Source organism: Brevibacillus sp. GCM10020057 (assembly GCF_042683565.1).
GTDB lineage: Bacteria > Bacillota > Bacilli > Brevibacillales > Brevibacillaceae > Brevibacillus.
Map to the genome: position 1 here is coordinate 1,045,895 of NZ_JBHUJW010000043.1, position 23,761 is coordinate 1,069,655.

The following is a 23,761-nucleotide window of genomic DNA, read 5'->3' on the forward strand; positions in this document are numbered from 1 at the left end:
ATGGACGCACTCATCCGCTTGATCGAGGAAGAATACAAACTCGGCATCATCAAGCATGTCTCGAGGAGAAGAAGAAAAAACGACCTATATGCTGAAAAAAATGAAGGCCCTCGCGTGAAGACTGGCGTCTCTGCCGCTCCTTTCACGCAAGGGCCAATCGTTTTTTGTCCACTCAGGAGGAACTGTTGACTAGATTCGCGCCTCCGCCTTGACGAGAGCGCTTTGCTGCCGCACGTATTGCACCAGCTCCGCTGTCATGGAGGAATACGTAAATGGCGTAATCAGGTAAATGCCGTTGAAATATTGGATGGCCGTATCGAGCAGTTCCTTGGCCATCTGGACGCCTTCCTGTCTCGCTGCCTCGCCCTGCACCCGCTTCATCCGCTCCAGCGCTTCGGCAGACAGCTTAATGCCGGGAACTTCATTGTGCAGAAACTCCGCATTGCGCGAGCTGGTCAGCGGCATGATGCCGATGAAGACTGGAATGCCGATGTGCCGGGTGGCTTCGTACACCTGCTTGATCGACTCGGCGTCGTACACCGGCTGGGTCATGATGTAGTCCGCACCGGCCTCCACCTTTTTCTCCAGTCGGGCAACGGCTGCATCCAGGTTCCGAACGTTCGGGTTGAAAGCCGCCCCGACGATGAACTGCGCCTTTTGCTTCAGCGGACGGCCAGAAAACGAGACTCCCTCATTGAGCTGCTTCACCATCCGGATCAGGTCAAAGGACGTCACGTCAAAGACAGAAGTCGCCCCAGGCAAATCGCCGAAACGGGACGGGTCGCCGGTGATGACCAAAATCTGGTCGATTCCGAGTGCGTGCAGGCCCATCAGGTGCGACTGCTGGCCGATCAGATTGCGGTCGCGGCAGGCGATGTGCAAAAGTGGATCGATACCGTAACGGCTCTTCATCAGTGCCCCGAGCGCCATGTTACTCATCCGCACCGTCGCCAGCGAGTTGTCCGCCAAAGTAATCGCATCCGCTCCGGCGCGGTGCAGCTCACAGCAGCCTTCGAGAAAAGACTCTGCGTCGAGATCGCGCGGCGGGTCGAACTCGACGATGATGGTCGTCTCCGTCTTGACGCGCTCGACGATGCTGGGCTTTCCTTGCTCGCGGATATTTTGCACGGTCACCTGCGGACGTTCTCCGGGGACGACCGTCGGATTCACGCGAACCAGCGGCTCCAGCTCTTCCAGTGCGTCCGCCATCGCTTTTACGTGGGCAGGCGTCGTACCACAGCAGCCCCCGATCAGACGGATGCCTTGTTCCCGCAGCCGCAGCGCGCTTTGGCCGAAGTAGTCCGGTGCCGACTTGAACGCGTATTCTCCGTCCATCAGGCCCAGGCGGCCCGCGTTCGGGAAGGCTGACAGCAGTGCACCATCCGGAACGACCGTACTTTCAAACGAGCGCAAAATTTCAGCCGGACCAAGTCGACAGTTGAGGCCGACGATGTCTGCTCCCGCCGCTTTCAGCTTGGCAAATGCATCCGTGAGCGAATATCCGTCCCGCGTCCGGCCGACCTCCAATGTCGCCAGCTGCGCGATCAGCGGCGCGTCTGTCAGCGGACGAATCACATCGAGCGCCAGCAGCAGCTCTTCCAGGTCGAGGAACGTCTCCAGGATGATGCCATCGACCCCTGCATGCAGCAAGGCAATCGCCTGTTCTTCGTACTGGTCGCGGTATTCGTCCAGCACTTTTTTGCGCACGCGCCCGGCCAGGATCGAGCCGATGCTCCCGGCAACGTAAGCGTCGTCCCGCGCGGACTCGCGGGCGAGCTTCACGGCAAGCCGGTTGATTCGCGCCACTTTATGCTCCAGCCCGTAGCGCGATAGCGAATCGCGGTTGGCGGCGTACGTGTTGGTCTCCAGGAGTCTTGCTCCTGCGGCGTAGTACGAATCGTGCACTTCCTGCACCAGTGTCGGATTGGACAGGCACAGCTCCTCGAAGCTTACGCCGACCGGGACGCCCAGCCTGTGCAGCTGGGTCGCCATCGCTCCGTCCCCGATCAGCAGGTGGTCCTGCAAGTATGCCCGCAAATCTTTCTTGCTCCAGGTCAACTCAATCACTTCTCTCCTTTTGATTCCGTTTTATGTTTCAAACACCGACGGTCCGGCGTTAAAATAACGAGCTTCCGGGTGGGCGAATACCATTGCAGAAACTGATGCTTCCGGCTCCATCATGAAGCCTTCTGTCAGCTGCACCCCGATGTCTCCCGGCTGCAGCAGGCGGAACAACTGTGCCTGATCCTCCAGATTCGGGCAGGCCGGGTAGCCGAACGACACGCGGATTCCCTGGTAGCGGGCGCCGAATCGCTCCAGCATCGTCATTTCAGCTGGATCGGGAATGCCCCACACATCGCGCATGATGTGGTGAATCCGCTCGGCGAACGCCTCGGCCAGCTCCAGCGCCAGCGCCTGCAGGACGTGGGAGCGCAAGTAGTCGCCGCGTTCTTTCAACTCGGCAGAACGCTCGCGGATGCCGCCGCCCGCCGTCACGGTCAGGAAGCCGACGTAGTCCATCTCCCCGCTCTCCACCGGACGCAGGAAGTCGGAGAGGCACAGATGCGGCTCCTCCTGCTGGCGCGGGAAGTCAAAGCGTTCCAGCACCTTGCTGTGGTCGTTCGGATCGTAGACGATCACCTGGTTGCCATCTGACTGCGCCGGGAAAAATTGATACATCCCGTGCGCCGTGATCGAGCCTGTCTGCTTCGCATCGCTTAGCAATTCCTCAACCAGGCCGTACAGCTCGAGCACTTTTTCGTCGCCGGATTCGATCAGTTTGTCGACGTTGCCGCGCACCCCGAGATGCTTGCCGAGCAGCATCCGCAGATTCAGATACGGCTGCAGATGGCTGATCGGATACTGACGCAGGACATGTCGCTCGCAATCCGGCGGGACGTGTACCGGTACGGTCTTGCTGACGGCAGAACGGGCAGGCAGCGCCGATTTTGGTTTGGGTGCAACTGCTGGCTGGGCGTCCGCCGCAGCTTCCAGCAATTGCTGCTGCTCTTCTGCGAGCCGCTTCCGCTCTTCCGGATTTTGCAGCCGGTTCACCAGCTCTAGCCCATCCATCGCATCTTTGGCATAGAGGACGATGCCGCGGTATTCCGGCGCGATCCGGTTGGAAGTAAACTTCCGGGTCAGCGCTGCCCCCCCGACCATCAACGGCACGTCGATCCCTGCATCACGCAAGTCTTGGGCGGTAATGACCATCTGCTGTGCGGATTTTACCAACAGCCCCGACAGACCGATGGCATCCGGCTTTTCCTCGCGGCATGCCGCAATCAGTTGCTCCGGCGGCACTTTGATGCCAAGGTTTACGACTTCGTAGCCGTTGTTCGCCAGGATGATTTCCACCAGGTTCTTTCCGATGTCGTGCACGTCGCCTTTGACGGTCGCGAGCAAAATTTTTCCTTTGGCCGCCGAGTCCAATTTTTCCATGAACGGCTCCAGATACGACACGGACGCCTTCATGACCTCGGCGCTCTGCAGCACTTCCGCGACGATCAGCTGGTTGCCGTTGAACAGCCGCCCTACCTCTTCCATCCCGGCCATCAGCGGACCGTTGATGATCTCGAGCGGCGCGTATTTCTCCAGCGCGAGCTTCAGGTCGTCAAACAGGCCGTCCTTGGAGCCTTCGACGACGTAGCGCGCCAGACGTTCTTCCAACGTCAGCGACGACGCTTCCACGCGCACTTCTTTTTTCTTGGCACGGTAAAACTCGGTGAACGCCGCCAGCGTCTCGTCGCTTGTCTCGAACAGCAGCGCTTCGGCGAGCCTGCGTTCTTCCTCGGGAATCGAGGCGTAACGCTCCAGCTTCTCGGTATTGACGATGGCGTAGTCCAGGCCAGCCAGCGTCGTGTGGTACAGGAACACGGCATTGAGCACTTCGCGACCTGCGGCTGGCAAGCCGAAGGAGACGTTGCTGACCCCAAGGATCGTCTTGCACTCCGGCATCGCCTGTTTGATGAGGCGGATGCCCTCGACCGTTTCCCTGGCGGAGCCGATGTACTGCTCGTCGCCCGTTCCAACCGGAAATACGAGCGGGTCAAAAATGATGTCCTGCGGCTTCACCCCGTATTGGTTGACCAAAATGTCGTAGGAGCGCTTCGCCACTTCCAGCTTCTTCTCCCGGGTGGTCGCCATCCCCGATTCCTCGATCGTCCCGACGACGACAGCAGCTCCGTATTTATGGATCAAGGGCGCGACTTCCTCGAAGCGCTCCAGTCCGTCCTCGAGGTTGATCGAGTTGAGGATCGCCTTCCCCTGGGAATAGCGCAGCCCCAACTCCATGACCTTCGCATCGGTGGAGTCGATCATCAGCGGCGCTTTCACTTTTTTCACAACATACTGCAAAAAATTCTCCATATCTGCATACTCGTCACGGTCCGGATCGGCCAGGCAGATGTCGATGACCTGTGCGCCTCGCTTCACCTGCGCGCGCGCGATGTCAGACGCTTCCTCGTACTGGCCTGCCGCGATGAGGTCGCGGAATTTTTTCGACCCGATGACGTTCGTGCGCTCGCCTACAAGCAGCGGGCGATTGTCGTCCTCCACGTAGACGACTTCGATCCCGGAGACGGCGCTGACCGGCCTCGTGACCTGTGCGCGCGGCTTGCAGTCTTTCAACGCTTCCGCCATCGCCCGGATGTGCTCCGGAGTCGTGCCGCAGCATCCGCCGGCGATGTTCAGCCAGCCCTGCTCGGCAAAGGCGCGCATTTTCGCTGCCAGTCCTTGCGGGGTCTCGTGGTAATGGCCGTTCTCATCCGGCAGCCCGGCGTTCGGGTAACAGCTCACGCCGCATTGCGCGAGCGAGGCCAAGGTGCGCAGATGGTCGCGCATGAATTCCGGCCCGGTGGCACAGTTCAGGCCGACCGAGACCGGCTCGAGATGCTCCAGCGAAAAGTAGAACGCTTCGATGTTCTGTCCGGCCAAGGTCGTCCCCATCGGCTCGATCGTGCCGGAGAGCATGACGGGCAGCTCTGTCCCAAGCTCCTCGAACGCCTTGCGGATGCCGATTCCGCCCGCCTTGACGTTCAGCGTATCCTGGGAGGTCTCCAGCAAGAGCACGTCGGCTCCGCCCAGAATCATCCCTTTTGCCTGGCGAAAGTAAGCCTCCACCAGCTCCTCGAACGTGACCCCGCCTGTCAGGGACAAGGTCTTGGTCGTCGGCCCCATGGAGCCTGCCACGTAGCGCGGCCATTCCGGTGTCGAAAATGCGTCCGCCGCTTCCTTCGCCAGCTTTGTCGCGGCGATGTTGATTTCCATGTCTTTGTCTGCCACGTTGTATTCGGCCAGGACTACCGAGGTGGCTCCAAACGTATTGGTCTCGATAATGTCGGCTCCTGCCTCCAGATACTTTTCGTGGATGGAGCGGATCACATCGGGTCTCGTCAAATTCAACAGCTCGTTACAGCCGTCGTACTCCTCGCCGCCAAAATCGTCAGCCGTCAGATTTGCCTGTTGCAGCATGGTTCCCATTGCTCCGTCGAGAATCAGAATTTTTCGGGAAAGCTGCTCGCGAAAGGTTGGTTTCATCAGCTTGCTCCTTCTTGGCTTTTTTTTAAGCCCTGTCGTACATGTCAGTGAACGAGATGTGGGTACAAAAAAATCCCCTTCTTTGAAGAAAGAAGAGGATTTGTCCGCGGGATACAGAAGCGCAAAAGTCATCCTCTCATCTTTCAAAGCCGTAGCTTTGCTGGAATTGGCACCGGATTTTAACCGGTTGCCGAGGCTTCATCAGGCCAGTCCCTCTGCCTCTCTGGATAAGAGTTGTACATCGTTATGCGATTGTTTTGAAAAAGCTCGATCACATTTGCAAGTATCTTAACACCCCCCTGACTTCGCGTCAATTGAGATTTTGTCTACTATTTGCTTTTATCCGACTCCATCGCGCCCATTTTTGCAGGAACTGGTCATTCGCCCACGCCATTCTGTACGTCCGTGTATAGACTAGAGCATAACGGAAAGGAGGGGGAAAACAAACATGAGTACATCTTTCTGCGGCGGTTTTTTTGGTGACAGCTTCGCATTGGTGCTCGTACTGTTTATCCTGCTGGTCATCGTTGGGTGCTCTGAAGACTGCTAATGACGGTGGATAGAAAAACGCTACAATGCAAGGCTCATGGATGAGCGGCCGCAGTTGAAGCGGCTCGCTCCCATGCGCCCCGGAATGGATGAACGCCCTCGCTTATGAATTCCCCTACGTGGCAAAGAGCCTGGAATTTCCTCTAGGCTCCTTTTGCGTTTCCTTCTTCCCCGTTCGTTGTCACCCCTCCCTTCCTTTGCTATACTGAAGGGATAAGAAATGGCAAGCGAGGCACGTTAGCGTTTGGCGTAAAGCCTCGGCGCTTGGCAATACTAAAGGAGCGAACCCATGTGGATACACTCGAGGCGCGTGAAAAAGACGAATTTTTATCCTGTCTGGAGACGATCAAGCAGCTTGAGACCAGCGAATTTGAGACATACTCCATCGTAAAGCACCGGGAGTCGGGCGAACATTTCTTGCGCTATTTCCTGTCCCATATCAACCTGTCCGAAGGCGGGCGGCGGGATGACTACGATCACTTTATGCCGCTTGATTCAGACGATGTGCTCGGGCTGATGTTTGGCGAACAGGAGTATCGGTTTCCCGACCATTGGCGCCGCTCGTACCTGCGCAGCGGCAACGACAACCGCCTGATTCCCTTCGATCCGTCGGAGAATTACGACCTGGAAGAAGATGCGGCAGCCGAGCTCGCCATGCTGCAGCAGTTGGAGCTGTTCAAGCAGCAGTGGATGAATGCGGAAAACCAGAGCGCCGAGGAAAGGGAAAAGCTGACCCGGGCTTACTTCTCCGAACTGGACAAGATTTTGAAAAAACCGGAGGAGTGAGTTGCACAATAAGCAGCTCACCAGCTATAATGCTAATGAATAGTTGATTCGTTGATGAGGAGAGTACCTCATGGAAACGGCACAAGCGAGTCGGGGACGGTGCAAGCCCGACGCCAGACCATGCGGGGAAGCGCACCTCGGAGAAGCGGCCTGAAGATCTGCAACCTGGCAGATTGCGTAAGGTTTCGCCGGGACTGCCCGATACAGCAGACAAAGCGGTTTTTGCCTGGCGCAAAAACAACAGGAGTGGCACCGCGGGAGCACAACCTCTCGTCTCTTTCTTACAGGAGACGCAGAGGTTTTTTATTTGGGCACTCCATCTTTTCAATGAGAAAGGGGATTCACATGAGCTACAAACATCTGGTGGCGGAAAAAATCGCCGCTGCGCTCGCACAGCAGGGCGTGGAAAACTTCCCGAAAGATACGGTCTACGGCATGCTGGAAACGCCGCCGAATCCGGCAATGGGAGATATTGCCTTCCCTTGTTTCCAATTGGCGAAAGCATTGCGCAAAGCCCCGCCGATGATCGCCTCCGAGCTTGCCGGACAGTTGGGCGGTGCGCCACTGCGCGAAGTGGCGGCAGTCGGCCCGTACGTCAACCTGTTCCTCGATCAGGCGAGCGTTGCCGAGCAAGTCATCGGCGAGATCTTGACGCAAGGCGCAAACTACGGCAGCAGCAATGTCGGCGGAGGACGCAAGGTGCCGATCGACCTCTCCTCCCCTAACATCGCCAAGCCGTTTTCCATGGGCCATCTGCGCTCGACCGTGATCGGCAACGCGATCGCCAACATCCTGGAGAAACAAGGCTACGAGCCTGTGCGCATCAACCACCTTGGAGACTGGGGCACCCAGTTCGGCAAACTGATCGTCGCCTACCACCTGTGGGGAGACGAAGCCAAAGTGAAGGCAGAGCCGATCAAGGAGCTGCTCACGCTGTACGTGCGTTTCCACGATGAAGCGAAAGAAAATCCGGCTCTCGAAGACCAGGGCCGCGAATGGTTCAAAAAACTGGAGGACGGCGACGAAGAAGCGCTCCGTCTGTGGAAGTGGTTCCGCGACGAATCGCTGAAGGAATTCATGAAAATTTACGACTTGATGAACGTCTCCTTCGACTCCACCAACGGCGAAGCGTTCTACAACGACAAAATGGACCGCGTCGTCGAACTGCTGGAGGAGAAAGGGCTTCTGACGGAATCGGAGGGCGCACTCGTCGTCAATCTGGACGAATACGACATGCCGCCTTGCCTGATCAAAAAATCGGACGGCGCGACGCTGTATGCGACACGCGACCTGGCCGCCGCCCTGTACCGCCACGAAACGTACGACTTCGCCAAAGCAGTCTACGTCGTCGGAAACGAACAGCGCCTGCACTTCCAGCAGCTCTACAAGGTGCTGGAGAAAATGGGCTACCCTTGGGCGCGTGACATGTACCACATTCCGTTCGGCATGATGCTCAAGGACGGCAAGAAAATGTCTACACGTAAAGGCAAAGTCGTCCTGCTGGAGGAAGTGCTCTCCCAGGCGATCGCGGACGTGCAAAAAGTGATCGAGGAGAAAAACCCTGGCCTGGCGAACAAAGAAGACGTGGCGCGTCAGGTAGGGGTCGGCGCCGTCATTTTCCACGACCTGAAAAACTACCGTCTGAACGACATCAACTTCTCGCTGGAAGAGATGCTCACCTTTGAAGGCGAGACCGGACCTTATGTGCAATACACACATGCGCGTGCCTGCTCGCTTCTGCGCAGAGGCGGCTGGAAACCGGCTCCTGAAGCGGGGCTGGCCGCTGGCGCACTCGACAGCAAGGAAGCATGGGCGGTCATCACGCTGCTCAACGCCTTCCCGGAAGTCATCGAACGCGCCGGTGACAACTTCGATCCTTCCCAGATCGGCAAATACGTGATCGATCTGGCCCAGTCATTCAACAAGTTTTATGCGAATGTCCGCATCCTGGCGGAAGAAGAAGACGTGAAGGCTACCCGCCTCGCACTCGTCGCCGCAGTGGTCGCCGTGCTCAAGGAAGGGCTGCGCCTGCTGGGATTGGCAGCTCCGGAAGAGATGTAATCGTCGAGCTGTAGATAAAAAAAGAAGCCGCTGCTCCCCTTTGAACGGGGGCAGCGGCTTCTTTGATGAGCGGCGACCGAATACCGGACTTTGCAGCTGATTGTCAACCGATCACCCAACCTCACGCGTCGACATCGGCTCTCTGCTTCTTCCCAAACCAGGTCTTGTACACAAGCTCCACTACCTGCTTGGGCACGGATACCGGCGCCTGCGCCACCTCGCCTGCCTCATCGACCATGCGATACAGCAGCGCCTTGTCGTCTGCCGGGTCCGACTTGGTCTGCAGCGTCAGCCCCTCGATCTTGCCTGCGTCGGTCCAGTCCTCGATCATCAGCTGGTACTCGCCCGGAGCCAGTTCGATATAATCCTCCTCGGTCAAGTCGACGACCGCGTAGCCGTCGTGCTCGATCTCGGCATCGTATGTATTTCCGTTGGCCGCTTCGTACAGGGCCAGTTCTTCCGGATTGTTCAGGTTTGCTTTGAGCGGTTCAAAATCCGTGATGGTGACTTTAATCCGTCTTTTCATAGGTATTCCTCCTCTGGTGGCCTCATTCCCTTCCACACTGTACCATATGTCGTTCCCCCTGCCAATGACAGCCGGCTTTCGGACGTGCGGGATTTCTTCCCAAGGCTACCGCCCCTCGCGCGTACAATCGGCAGTGCCGACATCTCCACGCAAGCCGGCAAAAGACGCATCTGTCGCCATCTCCTGCCCGAGCCGCAACTCATACGCTTTAGCGAAACCGCTCGTTTACGCATGCAATCTCATCCCGATGCGTTTCATCAGACAGGTGCGGTGTTTCGAGAATGACGGGAATCCTTTGAAATTCGGGGGTACGGAGAAGGTCCGCGAAGCCACATGGGGGAATGTACCCCTTTCCGATGTTTGCGTGGCGATCACGGTACGACTGATGCGGATACATAGAATCGTTCAGGTGGATCGCCCTGACATGTGGCAAATAATCAAGCTGTCGCGCATGGGATTCGACCTCAGGCCAATTTTCACCGTTCCAGAGCGAACTGGCGAATGCGTGACAAGTATCGAAGCAATATCCCACTTTGTCAGGCTGATCCAGCAGGCTCCTCACCTGCGCCAGCTCCTCCAACGTCGTGCCCATGCGGTTCCCCTGGCCTGCGTTGTTTTCAATCAACAGCAGCGCGGAGCCGTCCCAAGTGGACAAGATCTCGTTGACCGTTTCGATCATGCAAAGATACCCGTAGAGCGGATCGCGGCTCTCTCCTTTATACTGCCCGAAGTGTACCACGACCCCGACAGAGCCACAGGCTTCCGCGATCTCCAGATCATTGCGCACAGAGTCTACGGTCACACGAAATGCTTCCTGATTATCTGTGGACAGATTCGTCGGGTACGGGGTATGCGCAATCGATGTCAGTGCATGTTCCTGGCAAAACTGGCGGCATGCCTCTGCATCTTTGGTATCGAAAGCCTTTCTCGTCAACCTTCGCGGGTTTTTCGGAAAGTATTGAAAGGCGCGGGCACCCTGCCGCACGGCGCTCTTTGCCGCCTCCAGATAACCGTCGCGAATGCTCACGTGACACCCTACCAGCATCTTAGGTCCCCCCGCGGCCGTTTTCGTCTAGTTTGTGTACGACCTCGCCGGCGATATACATTTGTCAAAAGCTGCGAAAACACAAACCCTGATATTCTTGCCGATGTTATTTTGGGACATGCCAACAAAACAGCAAGAACCCCCTTGTGCATGGAATTTTTTGGGAATTATTACTGGCAGATGAGAAATCTGACCGCTGCCCTGCTCTTCCGCCGCTTACGCTTTAACGATCAGAAGAGGCTTCGTGGCGCGATGGATCGTTTTGAAGGTGACACTGCCGACCAAAGTTCCGGCGATTCCGCCGAGCCCGTGATGGCCGAGGACGATCAGTCCTGCCTGTTCCTCTTGCGCCGTTACCCGAATCAGCATCGCGGGATCGCCGATCAGCACCTTGCTCTCGAATGGCACCCGGTTCTCCTCCAGGTACTCTTCATAGGGGCGGATGGTCTCTCGTCCCCAGCTTTCAAGCGTCGCCGTATCTTCCCAGCCAACACCGTACATACCCGTGTACGCCACAGGAGGGGGGACGATCGTCAGCAGCGTGTAGGAGACGTCCATTCCTTCGCCAAGCTGCAGCGCCGTTTTCAGTGCGGCCATCGCTTGCTCCGACCCGTCTACAGTTATCAGCGCCTTGCGCCAAGGAAATTCGCTCGCCGCTGTCTCCTCCGAAATGAGAAACACGGGCAGCTTCGCGTCGTGGATCGCAGGATAGCTCACGCTTTGCTTGAGATAGCCCGTCATCCGGCCGTAGCCGTGCGTGCCCATGACGACTGCGCGAAAGTCATCCGTCGCGCGCTTCGCAATCTCCTCATGAGGGTTGCCGAATGCCAGCTCCAGTTGATACGGCACCCCTGCCTGCTCGGCAATCTGCAGAAGCGGTTTCAAATCTTCTTTCGCTTCTTCCACCTGGAGCTTTTCTATATTTTCTTTTCCCAGCCTATGCACCACAGAGCGTGAAGGAAATGGCTGTATGACATGCAGAATCGTCAGCTCATGCCGGTGTGTGGCATAAGCGGCAGCAAAGCGGACGGCCTGATGGGATTGGGCAGAAAAATCAACAGGTACCAGAATGCGGGACATATGTACACGTCCTTTCCTCAATTCGATCGTTCAAGGGGCTGCTCCCCTCGCCTGTCTTCATTGTAGATCAAGCCCGTCCTCCTGTATGTAGGGAATCTCCCTGATCCTGCAGGCAAAGTCACCTGACCTTTCCCTACTCCATCACACCTGAAATGAAGACTGTCGTCTCCTCGCCGAGATCAATGTCGCAAATTTCGTGCCCCTCTTCCATGTGCCTGCTCGCCTGCTTCTCCCGGCGGATGACCCGGACGACAGGTCGCGACGGCAACCCGCGATTTTGATCGATGACGACCCCGATCTCCCCGGTGCTGAGTCGAAGCGAGCTTCCTGTCGGATACAGCGCAATCGAGCGCAAAAAATGAATGACCATCTTGTGATCGAACCGTTTATCGGCGAGGCCCATAATTTTCTCGCACGCTTCGTACGGCGGCAGTGTCTCCTCCCCCTCGCACAGTGGCGAGATGAGATTGTCGTAGTAGTTGCAGATGGAGACGATTTTTGCGAAATCGTGAATTTCGTCTCCGGCAATCCCCCGGGGAACGCCGCTGCCGTCTACCCATTCATGATGCTGCAGGGGAATGTGCGCGGAAACGATGCTCATCTCGTGCTTTTTGCGCAGCAGGTGAAAGCCGAGCCATGTATGATGGGTTTCCATGCTTATCTCCTTGCTGGAGGGAGCCTCCTTGTCCACCAGCAGCTTGCCGATGTCGTGCAGCAGTGCCCCCATCGCCAAATCTTTCAGCTGTGCCGTGTTGTAGCCGAGACCGACTCCCATCACGGTCGCCATCATGCACACGTTCAAGGCGTGTATGTACATCGCATTGTCCGTTGTGCGGATTTCCCCCAGATTCAGCAACACGCGGCGGTTGCGCAATGTCTCGTCGATAATATTCGTGACAGACTTGTGGAGCCCCCGCGTGTCCATATTTTTGCCAGATTGCACGCACTGAATGGCAGCGGAGAGATTGCGGATGGCGTTCCTGCGCGTCGCTTCTGTCACGACTTCCTCTTCCTTAACCTCGTCCAAAAACGGGTCTTTGATGCTGAGCATGGTCACGCCAAATCGGCGCAACTTGTTGATCATTCCGACCGTTAACTGCACATTTGCATGCAGGAGTGTCAGACCTTCACTCGTATAGATGCTGCGGGCCAGCACATCGCCGGGCTCCACTTGATCGACGCTTACATATTTCATGGGGTCGTCCTCCTGTATCCAGCCTCACCTGATTCTTTTACCCGATCCGCCTGCTGCACAAACCTTTTCCTTGCGCATCGTACCCAAACAGAAATCGTCCAGGTCCCATCCAACTGCTTGCCCAGAATCACTGCCGCCTCCTGCAAACAAAAAAACGACCCTGCATCCGGTCGTTTTCACTCGTCTTTTTTCATGACGCTGTACTCATCGCGAACCATGGTCACATCTTCTCCTTGCTGCGTCAGCTCCAGCTTGTGGAGAATATCCTCCAGCACTGAGGCAAAGATCAGCGTCAGCTCACCCGTGTTGACCGGCTGGCGAAAATAGGTGCCGATCATCTCATAGCCTTTGCGCATGTACGCGACCGAGTCCTCCTCGTCAAGCGCTTCCCGCAGCTCCGCGATCAAATCCACCAACGCCTCTCGCGCCTGCTCATACACATCCCGTTCATCAGTGGAGACGCCATCCTTCTTTGTTTGCGTGCCCATTCCCTATTCCTCCTTCCTTCGATAGGGTGAAGCAGGCACGGCTTCTTTATACACCCTCTTTTTCCGCCTGCTGAATCTTCCCGGTGCGTATTCCCGTATGCGCCTGCAAAAGAACTCGCTCGTACTGCTCGTCTGCCCCAGGCTCGGGCTTGCTGCATACCGTACCGATCCACGCTCCCAAAAAGCCGAGCGGAATGGAGATCAAGCCCGGATTCGTCAACGGAAAGATGGATGCGCGCTGGATCAGGCCATGCTCGCTGTCCATGACGGCCGGTCCCAAAATGACGAGAACAATCGAAGAGATGAGGCCGGTCAGTACCCCGGCAATTGCCCCCTGCATGGTAAACCTGCGCCAGTACAAGGTGCAAAGCAGCAATGGCAAATTCGCAGACGCGGCCACCGCGAAGGTCAGTCCGACCAGAATCGCTACATTCATCTTCTCTGCGCTGATCGCAAGCCAGATGGAGATCAAGCCGACCGCCACGGAAGAACATTTGGCGACCATCACCTGCTCTTTTTCCGGAGCCATCCCTCTGCGAATCAGATGGCTGTACACATCGTGGGCAAAGGCAGAAGAAGCGGACAACACCAGTCCGGTCACGACGGCCAGGATCGTCGCGAAGGCAACGGCCGCGATATAGGCCATCAGAAACTCTCCCCCAAGCGCATTCGCCAATAGCGTTACCGTCAAGTTGCCGCCGAAGCCGACCTGCTGGAGCGCTTCATATCCGACGAATGCACTGGCACCGAACCCAAGGAAGATCGTCATCAAGTAAAACGCGCCGATGATCCAGGTCGCTGTGTAGATGGAGTTGCGGGTGGTGACCGCATCCTTTACGGTGAACAGCCGGGAGATAATATGCGGCAGTCCGGCGGTGCCAAGGATGAGCGCAAGGTGCAGCGAGATCGTCTCGAGCGGCTCATTGAGATGGTTGCCCGGCTGTAAAAATTGTTCCTTGAGCGGGGTAATCATGCTCACGTGAGCGAACATCTCCGACAGGCTCCAGTGAAACCGGGAAAAGACGATGAGGCTCAAAACGAGCGTGCCGGTGAGCAGCAAAATCGCTTTGATGATCTGCACCCACGAAGTCGCGACCATTCCGCCGAACACGACGTAAAAGGTCATCAGACTGCCTACCACCATGACGGCCTTGGCGTATTCGATTCCCAGCAAATGATGAATCAGCGCCCCTGCTCCGACGAGCTGCGCCAGCATGTAGAAAATGCCAATCAACAGTGTCGTGACCGCGACCACGCCGCGCAGCCACAAGCTGCCAAAGCGGACGGCGATTGCATCGGCAAGCGTGTAGCGCCCCAGATTGTGCAGCGGCTCCGCGATCAGAAACAATATGATTTGATAGGACACAAAAAAGCCAATGGCGTAGACGAACCCGTCAAATCCGTACAGGGCGATCGTCCCGGCGATGCCGAGAAAGGAAGCTGCGCTCATGTAGTCGCCCGCGATGGCAATTCCGTTTTGCAGTCCGGTCAGCCGATTGTCGGCGGCGTAAAACTCCCGGGTCGTCCCTGTCTGCTTCGCTGCGGAATACGTGATGGCCATCGTCCCGATGATAACGGCGAGAAAAAAGATGATCGTTGTCAAACGCGCCACCTCCAACATTCGCGAATGCCCGCCGCCAGCCAAAAAAAGCCGGGGATGACCCCAGCCTTTTTTGGCACGAGCTTCCTGCTTTTTTTGTTTTCTATGCGGAGTCGCGCATTCCTGTATTCGCTTTCACCAATATTTCATCGTACTTGTCATCGCCCTTGGAGCTGGACAGCAGCGTGCCGATCCAGGCGGCGAGGAAGCCAAGCGGTATCGAGACAATCCCCGGGTTGGGCAGCGGGAAGATCGCTTCGCCGACCAGAATCGCCTTGCCTGCCACCGGATTCCACACGTTCGGACTTAGCGCGACCAGAATCAGGGCGCTGAACAGGCCGACGAGCATCCCCGTGACGGCTCCTGTCGTGTTGAACCTTCTCCAGAAGATCGTGAACAGGATCACTGGCAGGTTCGCGCTGGCCGCTACCGCAAAGGCCAGGGACACGAGGAACGCCACGTTCAGCTTTTGCGCAAACAGCGCGAGCAGGATGGACACGATGGAGACACCAACCGATGCCCACTTGGCCATTTTCATTTGCTCTTTTTCCGTAGCTTTGCCGTGGCGGATTACGTGACCGTAAAAATCATGGGCAAACGCGGACGCAGCCGTGAGCACCAGGCCTGCGACAACAGCGAGAATGGTGGCAAACGCAACGGCAGAGACGAAGGCGAACAGGAAATTGCCGCCGATGGACTCTGCGAGCAGCGGCGCGCCCATGTTTCCAGCCGGGTCCATCTTGTCTGCCCCGACAAATGCCGCCGCACCGAAGCCGAGAAATACCGTCATGACGTAGAAAATCCCGATAATCCATGTCGCGTACACGACAGATTTGCGTGCCGTCACCGCATCCTTCACGGTAAAGAAACGGATGAGGATATGCGGCAGTCCGGCTGTCCCGAGCACCAGCGCGAGGTTCAGGGAAATCGTATCGAGGCCGATCTTGAACTTGTTGCCCGGATTCAGGAACTGCTCACCCAGCGGCGTCGCCGTCTGCAGTTGCTCAAACATCTTCGTCAGGCTGAAGTCGAACTTGGCGAAAACCATCAGGGAAATGATGAAGGTTCCCAGCATGAGCAGGACCGCTTTGACGATTTGCACCCAGGAGGTCGCCGTCATGCCGCCAAACACGACGTACACCGTCATCAACGCGCCGACGATCAGCACAGAGGTCGTATATTCAATGCCCAGCAGCAGCTTGATCAGAGCACCCGCGCCTACCAGCTGCGCGATCATGTAAAAGATGGAGATGGCAATCGTGTTGAGCGCCGCTACGCCGCGAATCTTTTTGTTGTCAAAGCGGGCGGCAATCATGTCCGCCATCGTGTATTTTCCCAAATTGCGCAGCGGTTCCGCTACGAGGTACAGCACGACCAGGTACGCTACCAGAAAGCCGATGCTGTAAAAAAATCCGTCAAAGCCGCTCAAGGCGATCATGCCTGCAATTCCCAGGAACGATGCCGCCGACATGTAATCGCCGGCAATCGCCAGCCCGTTTTGCCAGCCTGTCAAGCCGCCGCCAGCCGTGTAAAACTCGCTCGTGGTATTCGTCTTCTTGGAAGCGTAATACGTGATCACCAACGTCAGCAGGACAATAATCAGAAAGAGTGTAAACGCGGTCACGTTCATGCCTATTTTCCTCCTGTCTCCTGCTTGATTTTTTCCACCAAGGCGTCAAATTGCCTGGCGCGTCTGGTGTACAGAATACAAAGGCCCCACGTCATGATGAACTGGGCGAACGCGAATACCCATGCCCAGGTGATGGCTCCGAACGCCTTCGTATTCAAAACAGTGAAGTAGGAGGTCAGGATCGGGAGCGTAAAGTAAAACACGAAGAAGAAGATGGATGAAGGCAGGATGAACGCTTTCTTCCGCCTTAGCAGCTCCTGAAACGATGCAGACTGGATAATTGCCGCGTAGTTTGTGGCAGATTGGCCGGATGCCCCGCCCTTCTGCGCTGAAGCCGTATTGCCCATTGGATTCCCCTCTTTCCCAGCAAATTGTAAGCGCTTCCCACTTCCTATTGTAGAGAATATGGCGATCCTGTGGCGGTTTTCTGCGCAAAATGTCGGGGAGGCTGCGCCAATGGCAATCATCTTGACGCCATCCGCAAAAACTGACTGACTATTCTTCCAATTTCCGCAACAGATCTTTGGCTGCTGTCCGGGAGACGGGAATCCGGATGCGCTGCTCTCCTTTTAACTGAAGGTTGTACGCGCCGTTGAACCACGGAGTCAGCTCGCTGACATACTGCAGATTGACCAGGTAGCTCTTGTGCGTGCGAAAAAAATCGTACGCCTGCAGCTTCTCCTCGAGCTGCGACAACGTCATGCGCGTCGTGTACACGTCCGTCTGCGTATGGATTTGCACAAACCGCTCTTCGCGTACGGCATACACGATCGTAGCCGGATCGATCACGACGAGCCGGTTGTTTTCTTCCACCAGCAGCTTGGAGCGTTTGACCGGCGCAGCCTGCTCCGCCTTGCCTTTGGCCAGTCGCTCGCGCACCCGCTGCATAGTCTCCTGGACGCGCCTTGGCTCGAACGGCTTTAGCAAATAGTCCACAGCATACAGCTTGAAAGCGTCCACGGCAAATTCCTCGTGGGCCGTACAGAACACGATGAGCGGGTGCTGCTTGCGCGCGGCGAGCATCCGCGCCGCCTGCGTGCCTTCCAGCTCCGGCATTTTCACGTCGAGAAAGACGACGTCCGGTACACAGTCCTCGACCAGCTCTAATAGCTCCCTGCCGTTGGTCGCCGTCGCCAGCAGCTCGACATCTGCCTCCTGCTGCAGCAAATAGACCAGCTCCTCGCGCGCCAGCCGTTCATCTTCCGCGATCATAATGCGAATCGTCATCTGACACTCTCCCCTTTTTGAATCGGAATGGAAAAGGTCACCTGGCATCCGCCCTCCGGCTTATTGCTATAGACGAGGGCGGTGTCAGCGCCGAGCAGGCTGACCAGCCGCTGGTTGACATTGTGGGCGCCGATGCCGTTGCCTTCCTTGCTTTTGGTCGGCATCTTTCCAAGGACCGAAAGCAGCTGGGCCGGCACTCCGCACCCGTTGTCCTCCACGTGAAACACCACCTGATTGCCTTCCCGTCTGACGGTCAGGACGATCTGACCTCCCGTCGGCCGCTGCCGCAAGCCGTGCTGGATACTGTTCTCCACGAGCGGCTGCAGCGTCCCCGGAGGAATGAGCGCCTCCTCGACTCCCTCGCCGATCTCGCAGCGGACGGCAAACTGCTCCGAGAAACGAATTTTGATGATCTCCAGATAGGCAAACAGGTGGTCAAGCTCCTCGCGCACCGACACGAGCGGCGTGGAAGTCAGCTTGAGCGTCAGACGCATGAACGTGCCGAGCTGAATCGTCATGTGCCGCGCCAGTTGGGGGTCGATCCGGATCAGGGTGACGATAGAGTTCAGCGTATTGAACAGGAAATGGGGGTGAATTTGCGCCTGCAGCATGCGCAGCTCTGCATCCTTCATCAGGCCTTTCATTTTTTCCGTCAGATTGATCGTCAACTGGTTGAACAGCAGGTTGCTCAACCCTCTCGCCAATGCCTCGTGCACTTTGCCGATCTGCTGCGGACGGCGAAAAAACAGCTTGATGAGTCCGACGACGCTGCCCCCTTCGCGGATCGGGACGACAATCGCCGCCTGCAGGGGGCAATTTTTGCGCGTGCAGCCGAGCACTTCCCGGCCCACCCCCCGCTCGATCGCTCCGCTGAACAACGCCCGCTTGTCCAGTGCCGAGGAAATCCCTTCGCCTGGCAGATGGTGTTCTGCTCCTGCCCCGACATGTGCCAGCAGTTGCTCGCGGTCCGTCACGGCGACGGCTGCCGCCTTTACTTCCCGCTGCAGCAGCAGAGCAGCCGCCTGTGCCGTCTGCGGCGTGAGCCCCATCTGCAAATGCGGCAAGATCCGCTCGGCGATCGTAAAGGCGCGCTCTGCTTCCAGGGCGGCGGACCGCTCCTGCTCCTGCAAGGCTACGCGGATCATCGTCGTAAAGATCGCAATCGAGATGCTGTTCGTCAGGACCATGGGCACGCCGATCACGTTGACGACCGTCCGCACCAGCTCGGGCGGCCCAGCCATAATCAGTATCAGCGACATTTGGATTACAGGCGCGAACATGCCGATGAACAGTGCTTTCGAGGGAGAGATCACCCGCTCCTGGGAGAAAAACCGGGCGACGTAGCCTGCGAGCAGGCCGGTGACGGGCACCGAGATGCCCATTGGCACGGCTGCGAAACCGCCCATGCCGTACACATGCGCGCCAGCGATGATGCCAGCGCCAAGGCCGACGAGCGGCCCGCCCAAAAGCCCGCCGATGACGACGCCGACCAATGTGGAGTTGGCAATGACATCGTCTGAAGCAAGCGAAAAGATCCAGAAGGCCGGCAGAAACGAGCCTCCTTTTACGACGACACCCGCATATGTCCCTGCCATACCAAATAATCCGAACATCAGGGAATAGGAGATGGACGTGCCCAGGTGAATTTCCCGATCCAGCAATTGCCGAAACAGCGGAATCCGCGTCAGGATAAACGCCAGCGTAAGCAAACTGCCCATCCTCTCGATGAGTAGCAACGTTAAATTGTCCACCGCATCCTCCTGTATTCCTGCATGTAGAAATCTTCTATAAATTTCCGCTTTTTTGCCCCGATTCCCTGCTGGACAGACAATCAATCTGGGCGACTTGCATACCCTGTGAGATGTGCAATGCCTCATGGGAAGGATGAATCGACATGTGTGGAATCGTAGGTTGGATTGATTGGGAAAAAGACCTTTCCCAAGAGCGACACATCTTGCAGGAAATGACGCGCTGTTTGACGAACCGGGGTCCGGATGCGGAAGGATTCTGGTTCGCGCCGAATGCTGCGTTCGGCCATCGGCGTTTGGTCGTCGTCGATCCGGCCGGAGGGCAGCAGCCCATGACGGCTTTCCAGAACGGATACGCGTGCACGATCATTTACAACGGCGAACTGTACAATACGGAGGACTTGCGCGCCGAGCTGCTCGCTGCAGGCCATACGTTTCAATCCCGCTCCGATACGGAAGTACTGCTGCACAGCTATCTCGAGTGGGGAGGCGAATGCACGAGCCGGCTCAACGGAATTTTTGCTTTCGCGATCTGGGATGAACGCTTGCAACGGCTGTTCCTCGCCCGCGACCGGATGGGCGTCAAGCCGCTCTTTTACGCCCAGCGCGGCTGCTCGTTCCTGTTTGCCTCGGAGCTCAAATCGCTTCTCGCCCATCCGGATGTCAAGCCGGTGCTGACGCGGGAAGGCGTGGCCGAAGTATTCGCCATCAGCCCTGCCCGCACCCCCGGACACGGCGTTTTCCGGGATGTCCACGAAGTGCGTCCCGGCTGCTCGTTCATCGTCACCCGGGATGGCGTCAAGAAGCAGCAATACTGGAGGCTGGAGAGCCTGCCCCACACCGACAGCGTGGAGGAAACCGCCGCGCGGGTCAGGGAGCTGGTGACGGATTCCATCCACCGTCAACTGGTGGCGGATGTCCCCGTCTCGACACTGCTTTCTGGAGGTTTGGACTCCAGCATCATCACGGCTGTCGCCGCCGAATCGTTCAAGCGGGACGGGCGCGGCACTCTGCATACTTATTCCATCGACTACGTGGACAACTCCCGGCACTTTCAGGCCAGCACCTTCCAACCGAACGAAGACGCTCCTTTCGTCAAGATCGTCTCGGATTATTTGGGCACGCAGCACCACAACATCGTGTTCGATACCGATGATCTGATCGCTGCCCTGAAGACAGCGACGCTCGCCCGCGACCTGCCGGGTATGGCCGATGTGGACGCCTCCCTCTACCTGTTTTGTCGCGAAATCAAAAAAGAAACGACCGTCGTTCTGTCCGGCGAATGCGCTGACGAAGTATTCGGCGGCTACCCGTGGTTCCATCGGGAAGACATGCTGAACGCCGGCACCTTCCCGTGGGCGCGGGCAACCAAGGAGCGCGCCTCCTGGCTGGCCCCTGAACTGCGAGAATGGGTCCGCCCCGAGGAATACGTCGTCATGCGCTATGAACAGACATTAGACGAAGTGCCCCAGCTGCCCGGGGAAAATCCGTTTGAAGCGCGGCGCCGGGAGATGTTTTACCTCAACATCACCTGGTTCATGAACACGCTGCTCGACCGCAAAGACCGGATGAGCATGGCCGCCAGTCTCGAAGCCCGCGTCCCGTTTTGCGACCATCGCATCGTCGAGTATGTATGGAATATCCCGTGGGAGATGAAGACGTACGGCAACCGGGAAAAAGGCATTTTGCGCAAAGCGATGGAAGGCATTCTGCCAGACGAGGTGCTCTACCGCAAAAAAAGCCCGTATCCGAAGACGCACAACCCGAGTTATACCGAAGGGGTTCGCGCCTGGCTGCTGGATATTTTGAACGATCCCTCTTCCCCGCTGCTGCCGCTGATCGACGTGCCGACGATTCGCCGGATCGCGGAATCGGATGCCCAGGCTTCCAGTATCCCGTTTTTCGGCCAGCTGATGAGCACGCCGCAGCTGTTTGCTTTCCTCGGCCAACTGGACTTTTGGCTGCGGGAATACCGCGTCTCGATTGAAGCGTAATGCGCCAAACGGAAAAGCTCCTCGCCCCGGTTAAGGGGTTTTGAGGAGCTTTTTTCTTCCATTGGATTTCGGTTTTTGCTTTTGTATTTGCTTTTGCCTCGGCTTCGGGGCAGCCTTTGCCCTCGCTCCTGCGGCGGCTGGCGGACGAAAACGCCGGTCTGTTTCCTTCCCGCTCCGTTTCATGATCATGTAGGGGGCTGTAGCACCTGCGCGAATGAGGCGGTAGTCGACGCGAACCTTTTTGTTGCCCCCGATCAAAGTAGCGGTGACGACCTTTTGATTGGGTTGGTTCAATTTCAGCTGTACGGTTTGCACGGTCGTGGACAAGGGAGGAAGATCGCCGTACGGGATACAGAGCCTGCCTTTTATCAAGCGCAGATTCAGGTTGCGAATCAGCACCTCGCTAAGCTGCCTTCCCCAGTAGCGGCGAAAGATGCGGGAGATTTTCCGTTTCGTGTTGTACCGATCCGGCAGCGGTGTATAATCCACACCGCCTACGGTGTAGACCGGCTTCCCTCGCGGCGATCTTGCAATCTGATGCCAGACTTGTTCGGCCGCATGGATAAACTGTTTCAACATGCGCAATTCATCCAAGGAATTCACCTCCTCCATAAACCGTATGGTAAAGGGCTTATGCTAGTACGCCCCTTTTCTACCCAGTTTTTTTCGGATGGAAGGAAGTGGGACAAATGTCCAAAAAAACACCACGAAAAGCGTTCGCTGCGCTTGAACCGGACCAGGATTTGTCCAGCCAAAGCACGCAAAAAAACCCCCTGAATCGCTCAGGCGGCACACTCTTTCGTTCCAGCAGGAAATGCTGTAAGCCAGGTTCTGTCTCTCCCGTGCTGCAAGCGGGTCTCCCCTCGCACCAAGAGCGGTAGCCATCTATCTATGACGCCGGACGACGCCATCCGTCCCTCCGTTTGGTTCCTTCAGGACGGTTCCCCTACCAAATTTGGGTTTCTCGCTCGCAGGGTTTACCGCGTTCCATCTTTTCTGTCGCCAGAAAAGCTACGTTTCTGTGGCACTTTCAGCGTACTCGGGCCTCAGAGAGAGCCCTTTCCACGCCGTCAGCGAGGCGAACCTCGCTGCCCTGGTTTGCACCAGGTACGAACACTCCAGGCATCTCAGCCTGGGCGAGCCTGGACTTTCCTCTACCGCCGACCAAAATGGCCGCGGCAGCGACTACCCACATTTCCTGCTCATCAGAATCAGTAACATTTAGTCTATCATATGTCGAAAGTACGGTCAACAAAAGCATGCTGGAAAACCAGCCAATTTGTTCATCGTCCAAAACTGGAGTACAATAGAAACGGTGACAAGGAGGTTTGAACGTGATTACCATTACCCCGCTCGCAGCCGCACGCCTTGCCCTGTTGATCGCCGAAGAACCTGACGCGGACAACCTCGGCATCAAGCTCATTTCGACAACGACAGGCTGCGGCAGCTACACCTACAGTATAGCGATCACGGAAGCGCAAAGATACGAGCAGATACTGGAAGTAAACGGGATTCGCTTTCTGTACCACGAAGCGGATGCGGAGCAGCTCACAGGTACCGTCATCGACTTCGACGCTGCGACTGGCCGCTTTTCCATTCTTCATCCACGGACGATGCGAAACGATTGTCCAGGCATACATTGATTAGGAGGAACGTCATGCTGCTGCTCTCATTTGAAAACACCAAACCGCGCATCCATCCATCCGTATTTATCGCGAAAGGCGCTGTCGTCTCCGGTGACGTCGAAATCGGCGAAGATTCCTCGATCTGGTACAACACCGTCATCCGCGGCGATATCGCCCCTACCGTCATCGGGCGGCGCGTCAGCGTGCAGGATAACAGCACCCTGCACCAAAGCCCGAATAATCCGCTCATCCTCGAAGACGAAGTCACGGTCGGCCACAACGCCGTCCTGCACAGCTGCGTAGTCAGACGCGGCGCCTTGATCGGCATGGGCGCGATCGTCCTGGACCGGGCAGAAATCGGCGAAGACGCCATGGTCGCTGCCGGCGCGCTCGTACCGCCCGGCATGAAGGTCCCTCCCCGCACGCTCGTCGTCGGCAATCCCGCCAAAGTCAAACGTGAGCTGACCGAAGCAGACTACAAGGAGCTGGTGCGCATCCGCCAGTCATACGTGGATAAGGGAAAAATGTACCGCCAGCTGGAAATGACGCCGCTGGAACGGGAAGAGGTGTAAGAAAAAAGGGAGTGTCGCCTGATCCCAGAAAGGCGTCACCCGAACTGCGGGTAACTGCTCGCTTTTTCGGCAGATTTCCGAAAAAGCAGAGATAACC

General features: G+C 57.1%; 20 protein-coding genes, 1 other RNA gene and 1 riboswitch. Of the genes, 7 read left to right on the forward strand and 14 right to left on the reverse strand.

Annotation, left to right across the window (positions count from 1 at the left end):
* Positions 1-189, forward strand: coding sequence for a hypothetical protein (locus ACFSO0_RS18880; protein WP_376883019.1), 189 nt, complete (start codon positions 1-3; stop codon positions 187-189).
* Here the strand turns inward: ACFSO0_RS18880 and ACFSO0_RS18885 are convergent, their stop codons facing one another.
* Complete coding sequence (locus tag ACFSO0_RS18885; RefSeq protein ID WP_376883022.1) at positions 190-2,058, reverse strand: bifunctional homocysteine S-methyltransferase/methylenetetrahydrofolate reductase; 1,869 nt, start codon at positions 2,056-2,058, stop codon at positions 190-192. It abuts the gene before it with no gap.
* 30 nt (positions 2,059-2,088) lie between these two features.
* Positions 2,089-5,538, reverse strand: a complete 3,450-nt coding sequence (gene metH, locus ACFSO0_RS18890) for a methionine synthase (RefSeq protein WP_376883024.1) — start codon at positions 5,536-5,538, stop codon at positions 2,089-2,091.
* A gap of 133 nt (positions 5,539-5,671) precedes the next feature.
* Positions 5,672-5,772, reverse strand: a riboswitch (SAM riboswitch).
* A 214-nt stretch (positions 5,773-5,986) separates the two neighbouring features.
* Here metH and ACFSO0_RS18895 point away from each other — a divergent pair.
* The 3 genes from ACFSO0_RS18895 (at position 5,987) to argS (ending at position 8,934) form a co-directional block, all read left to right on the forward strand.
* Positions 5,987-6,088 carry a YjcZ family sporulation protein gene (locus tag ACFSO0_RS18895; protein ID WP_376883026.1) on the forward strand — a complete coding sequence of 34 codons (102 nt, stop codon included), beginning with the start codon at positions 5,987-5,989 and terminating at the stop codon, positions 6,086-6,088.
* A gap of 290 nt (positions 6,089-6,378) precedes the next feature.
* A complete protein-coding gene (locus ACFSO0_RS18900; protein WP_376883028.1) occupies positions 6,379-6,873 on the forward strand; it encodes a hypothetical protein in 495 nt (164 codons plus the stop codon).
* A 345-nt stretch (positions 6,874-7,218) separates the two neighbouring features.
* On the forward strand, positions 7,219-8,934 hold the full coding sequence (gene argS / locus ACFSO0_RS18905; RefSeq protein ID WP_376883031.1) for an arginine--tRNA ligase: 1,716 nt from the start codon (positions 7,219-7,221) through the stop codon (positions 8,932-8,934).
* 121 nt (positions 8,935-9,055) lie between these two features.
* Here argS and ACFSO0_RS18910 read toward each other — a convergent pair whose 3' ends face one another.
* The 10 genes from ACFSO0_RS18910 to ACFSO0_RS18955 form a co-directional block, all read right to left on the reverse strand.
* On the reverse strand, positions 9,056-9,460 hold the full coding sequence (locus ACFSO0_RS18910; protein ID WP_376883033.1) for a hypothetical protein: 405 nt from the start codon (positions 9,458-9,460) through the stop codon (positions 9,056-9,058).
* A 208-nt stretch (positions 9,461-9,668) separates the two neighbouring features.
* A complete protein-coding gene (locus ACFSO0_RS18915; RefSeq protein ID WP_376883035.1) occupies positions 9,669-10,505 on the reverse strand; it encodes a deoxyribonuclease IV in 837 nt (278 codons plus the stop codon).
* A gap of 216 nt (positions 10,506-10,721) precedes the next feature.
* Positions 10,722-11,585, reverse strand: a complete 864-nt coding sequence (locus tag ACFSO0_RS18920) for a universal stress protein (protein ID WP_376883037.1) — start codon at positions 11,583-11,585, stop codon at positions 10,722-10,724.
* 133 nt (positions 11,586-11,718) lie between these two features.
* Positions 11,719-12,780, reverse strand: coding sequence for an HD-GYP domain-containing protein (locus ACFSO0_RS18925; RefSeq protein ID WP_376883039.1), 1,062 nt, complete (start codon positions 12,778-12,780; stop codon positions 11,719-11,721).
* Between the two features lie 176 nt (positions 12,781-12,956).
* Positions 12,957-13,268 carry a hypothetical protein gene (locus ACFSO0_RS18930; RefSeq protein WP_376883041.1) on the reverse strand — a complete coding sequence of 104 codons (312 nt, stop codon included), beginning with the start codon at positions 13,266-13,268 and terminating at the stop codon, positions 12,957-12,959.
* 46 nt (positions 13,269-13,314) lie between these two features.
* Entirely contained in the window at positions 13,315-14,829 is a 1,515-nt protein-coding gene (locus tag ACFSO0_RS18935; protein WP_376883271.1) for a solute symporter family protein, read from the reverse strand.
* A gap of 142 nt (positions 14,830-14,971) precedes the next feature.
* Positions 14,972-16,498, reverse strand: coding sequence for a solute symporter family protein (locus ACFSO0_RS18940; protein ID WP_376883043.1), 1,527 nt, complete (start codon positions 16,496-16,498; stop codon positions 14,972-14,974).
* A 2-nt stretch (positions 16,499-16,500) separates the two neighbouring features.
* Entirely contained in the window at positions 16,501-16,845 is a 345-nt protein-coding gene (locus ACFSO0_RS18945) for a DUF485 domain-containing protein (RefSeq protein WP_376883045.1), read from the reverse strand.
* 148 nt (positions 16,846-16,993) lie between these two features.
* On the reverse strand, positions 16,994-17,725 hold the full coding sequence (locus ACFSO0_RS18950) for a LytR/AlgR family response regulator transcription factor (protein WP_376883047.1): 732 nt from the start codon (positions 17,723-17,725) through the stop codon (positions 16,994-16,996).
* A complete protein-coding gene (locus ACFSO0_RS18955) occupies positions 17,722-19,476 on the reverse strand; it encodes a LytS/YhcK type 5TM receptor domain-containing protein (RefSeq protein WP_376883049.1) in 1,755 nt (584 codons plus the stop codon). The genes ACFSO0_RS18950 and ACFSO0_RS18955 overlap by 4 nt, the downstream gene beginning before the upstream one ends.
* Before the next feature lie 143 nt (positions 19,477-19,619).
* On the opposite strand from ACFSO0_RS18955, the gene asnB reads away from it, so the two are divergent.
* Positions 19,620-21,467 carry an asparagine synthase (glutamine-hydrolyzing) gene (asnB, locus tag ACFSO0_RS18960; RefSeq protein ID WP_376883051.1) on the forward strand — a complete coding sequence of 616 codons (1,848 nt, stop codon included), beginning with the start codon at positions 19,620-19,622 and terminating at the stop codon, positions 21,465-21,467.
* Positions 21,468-21,497: 30 nt separating this feature from the next.
* Here asnB and ACFSO0_RS18965 read toward each other — a convergent pair whose 3' ends face one another.
* Positions 21,498-22,070 carry a DL-endopeptidase inhibitor IseA family protein gene (locus ACFSO0_RS18965; protein ID WP_376883053.1) on the reverse strand — a complete coding sequence of 191 codons (573 nt, stop codon included), beginning with the start codon at positions 22,068-22,070 and terminating at the stop codon, positions 21,498-21,500.
* Between the two features lie 212 nt (positions 22,071-22,282).
* Positions 22,283-22,664: RNase P RNA component class B (gene rnpB / locus ACFSO0_RS18970), an RNA gene on the reverse strand.
* Positions 22,665-22,801: 137 nt separating this feature from the next.
* Between rnpB and ACFSO0_RS18975 the strand changes: the two genes are divergently transcribed.
* Positions 22,802-23,110 carry an iron-sulfur cluster biosynthesis family protein gene (locus ACFSO0_RS18975; RefSeq protein WP_376883055.1) on the forward strand — a complete coding sequence of 103 codons (309 nt, stop codon included), beginning with the start codon at positions 22,802-22,804 and terminating at the stop codon, positions 23,108-23,110.
* A gap of 14 nt (positions 23,111-23,124) precedes the next feature.
* Complete coding sequence (locus ACFSO0_RS18980) at positions 23,125-23,664, forward strand: gamma carbonic anhydrase (RefSeq protein ID WP_376883057.1); 540 nt, start codon at positions 23,125-23,127, stop codon at positions 23,662-23,664.
* Positions 23,665-23,761 lie beyond the last annotated feature (97 nt).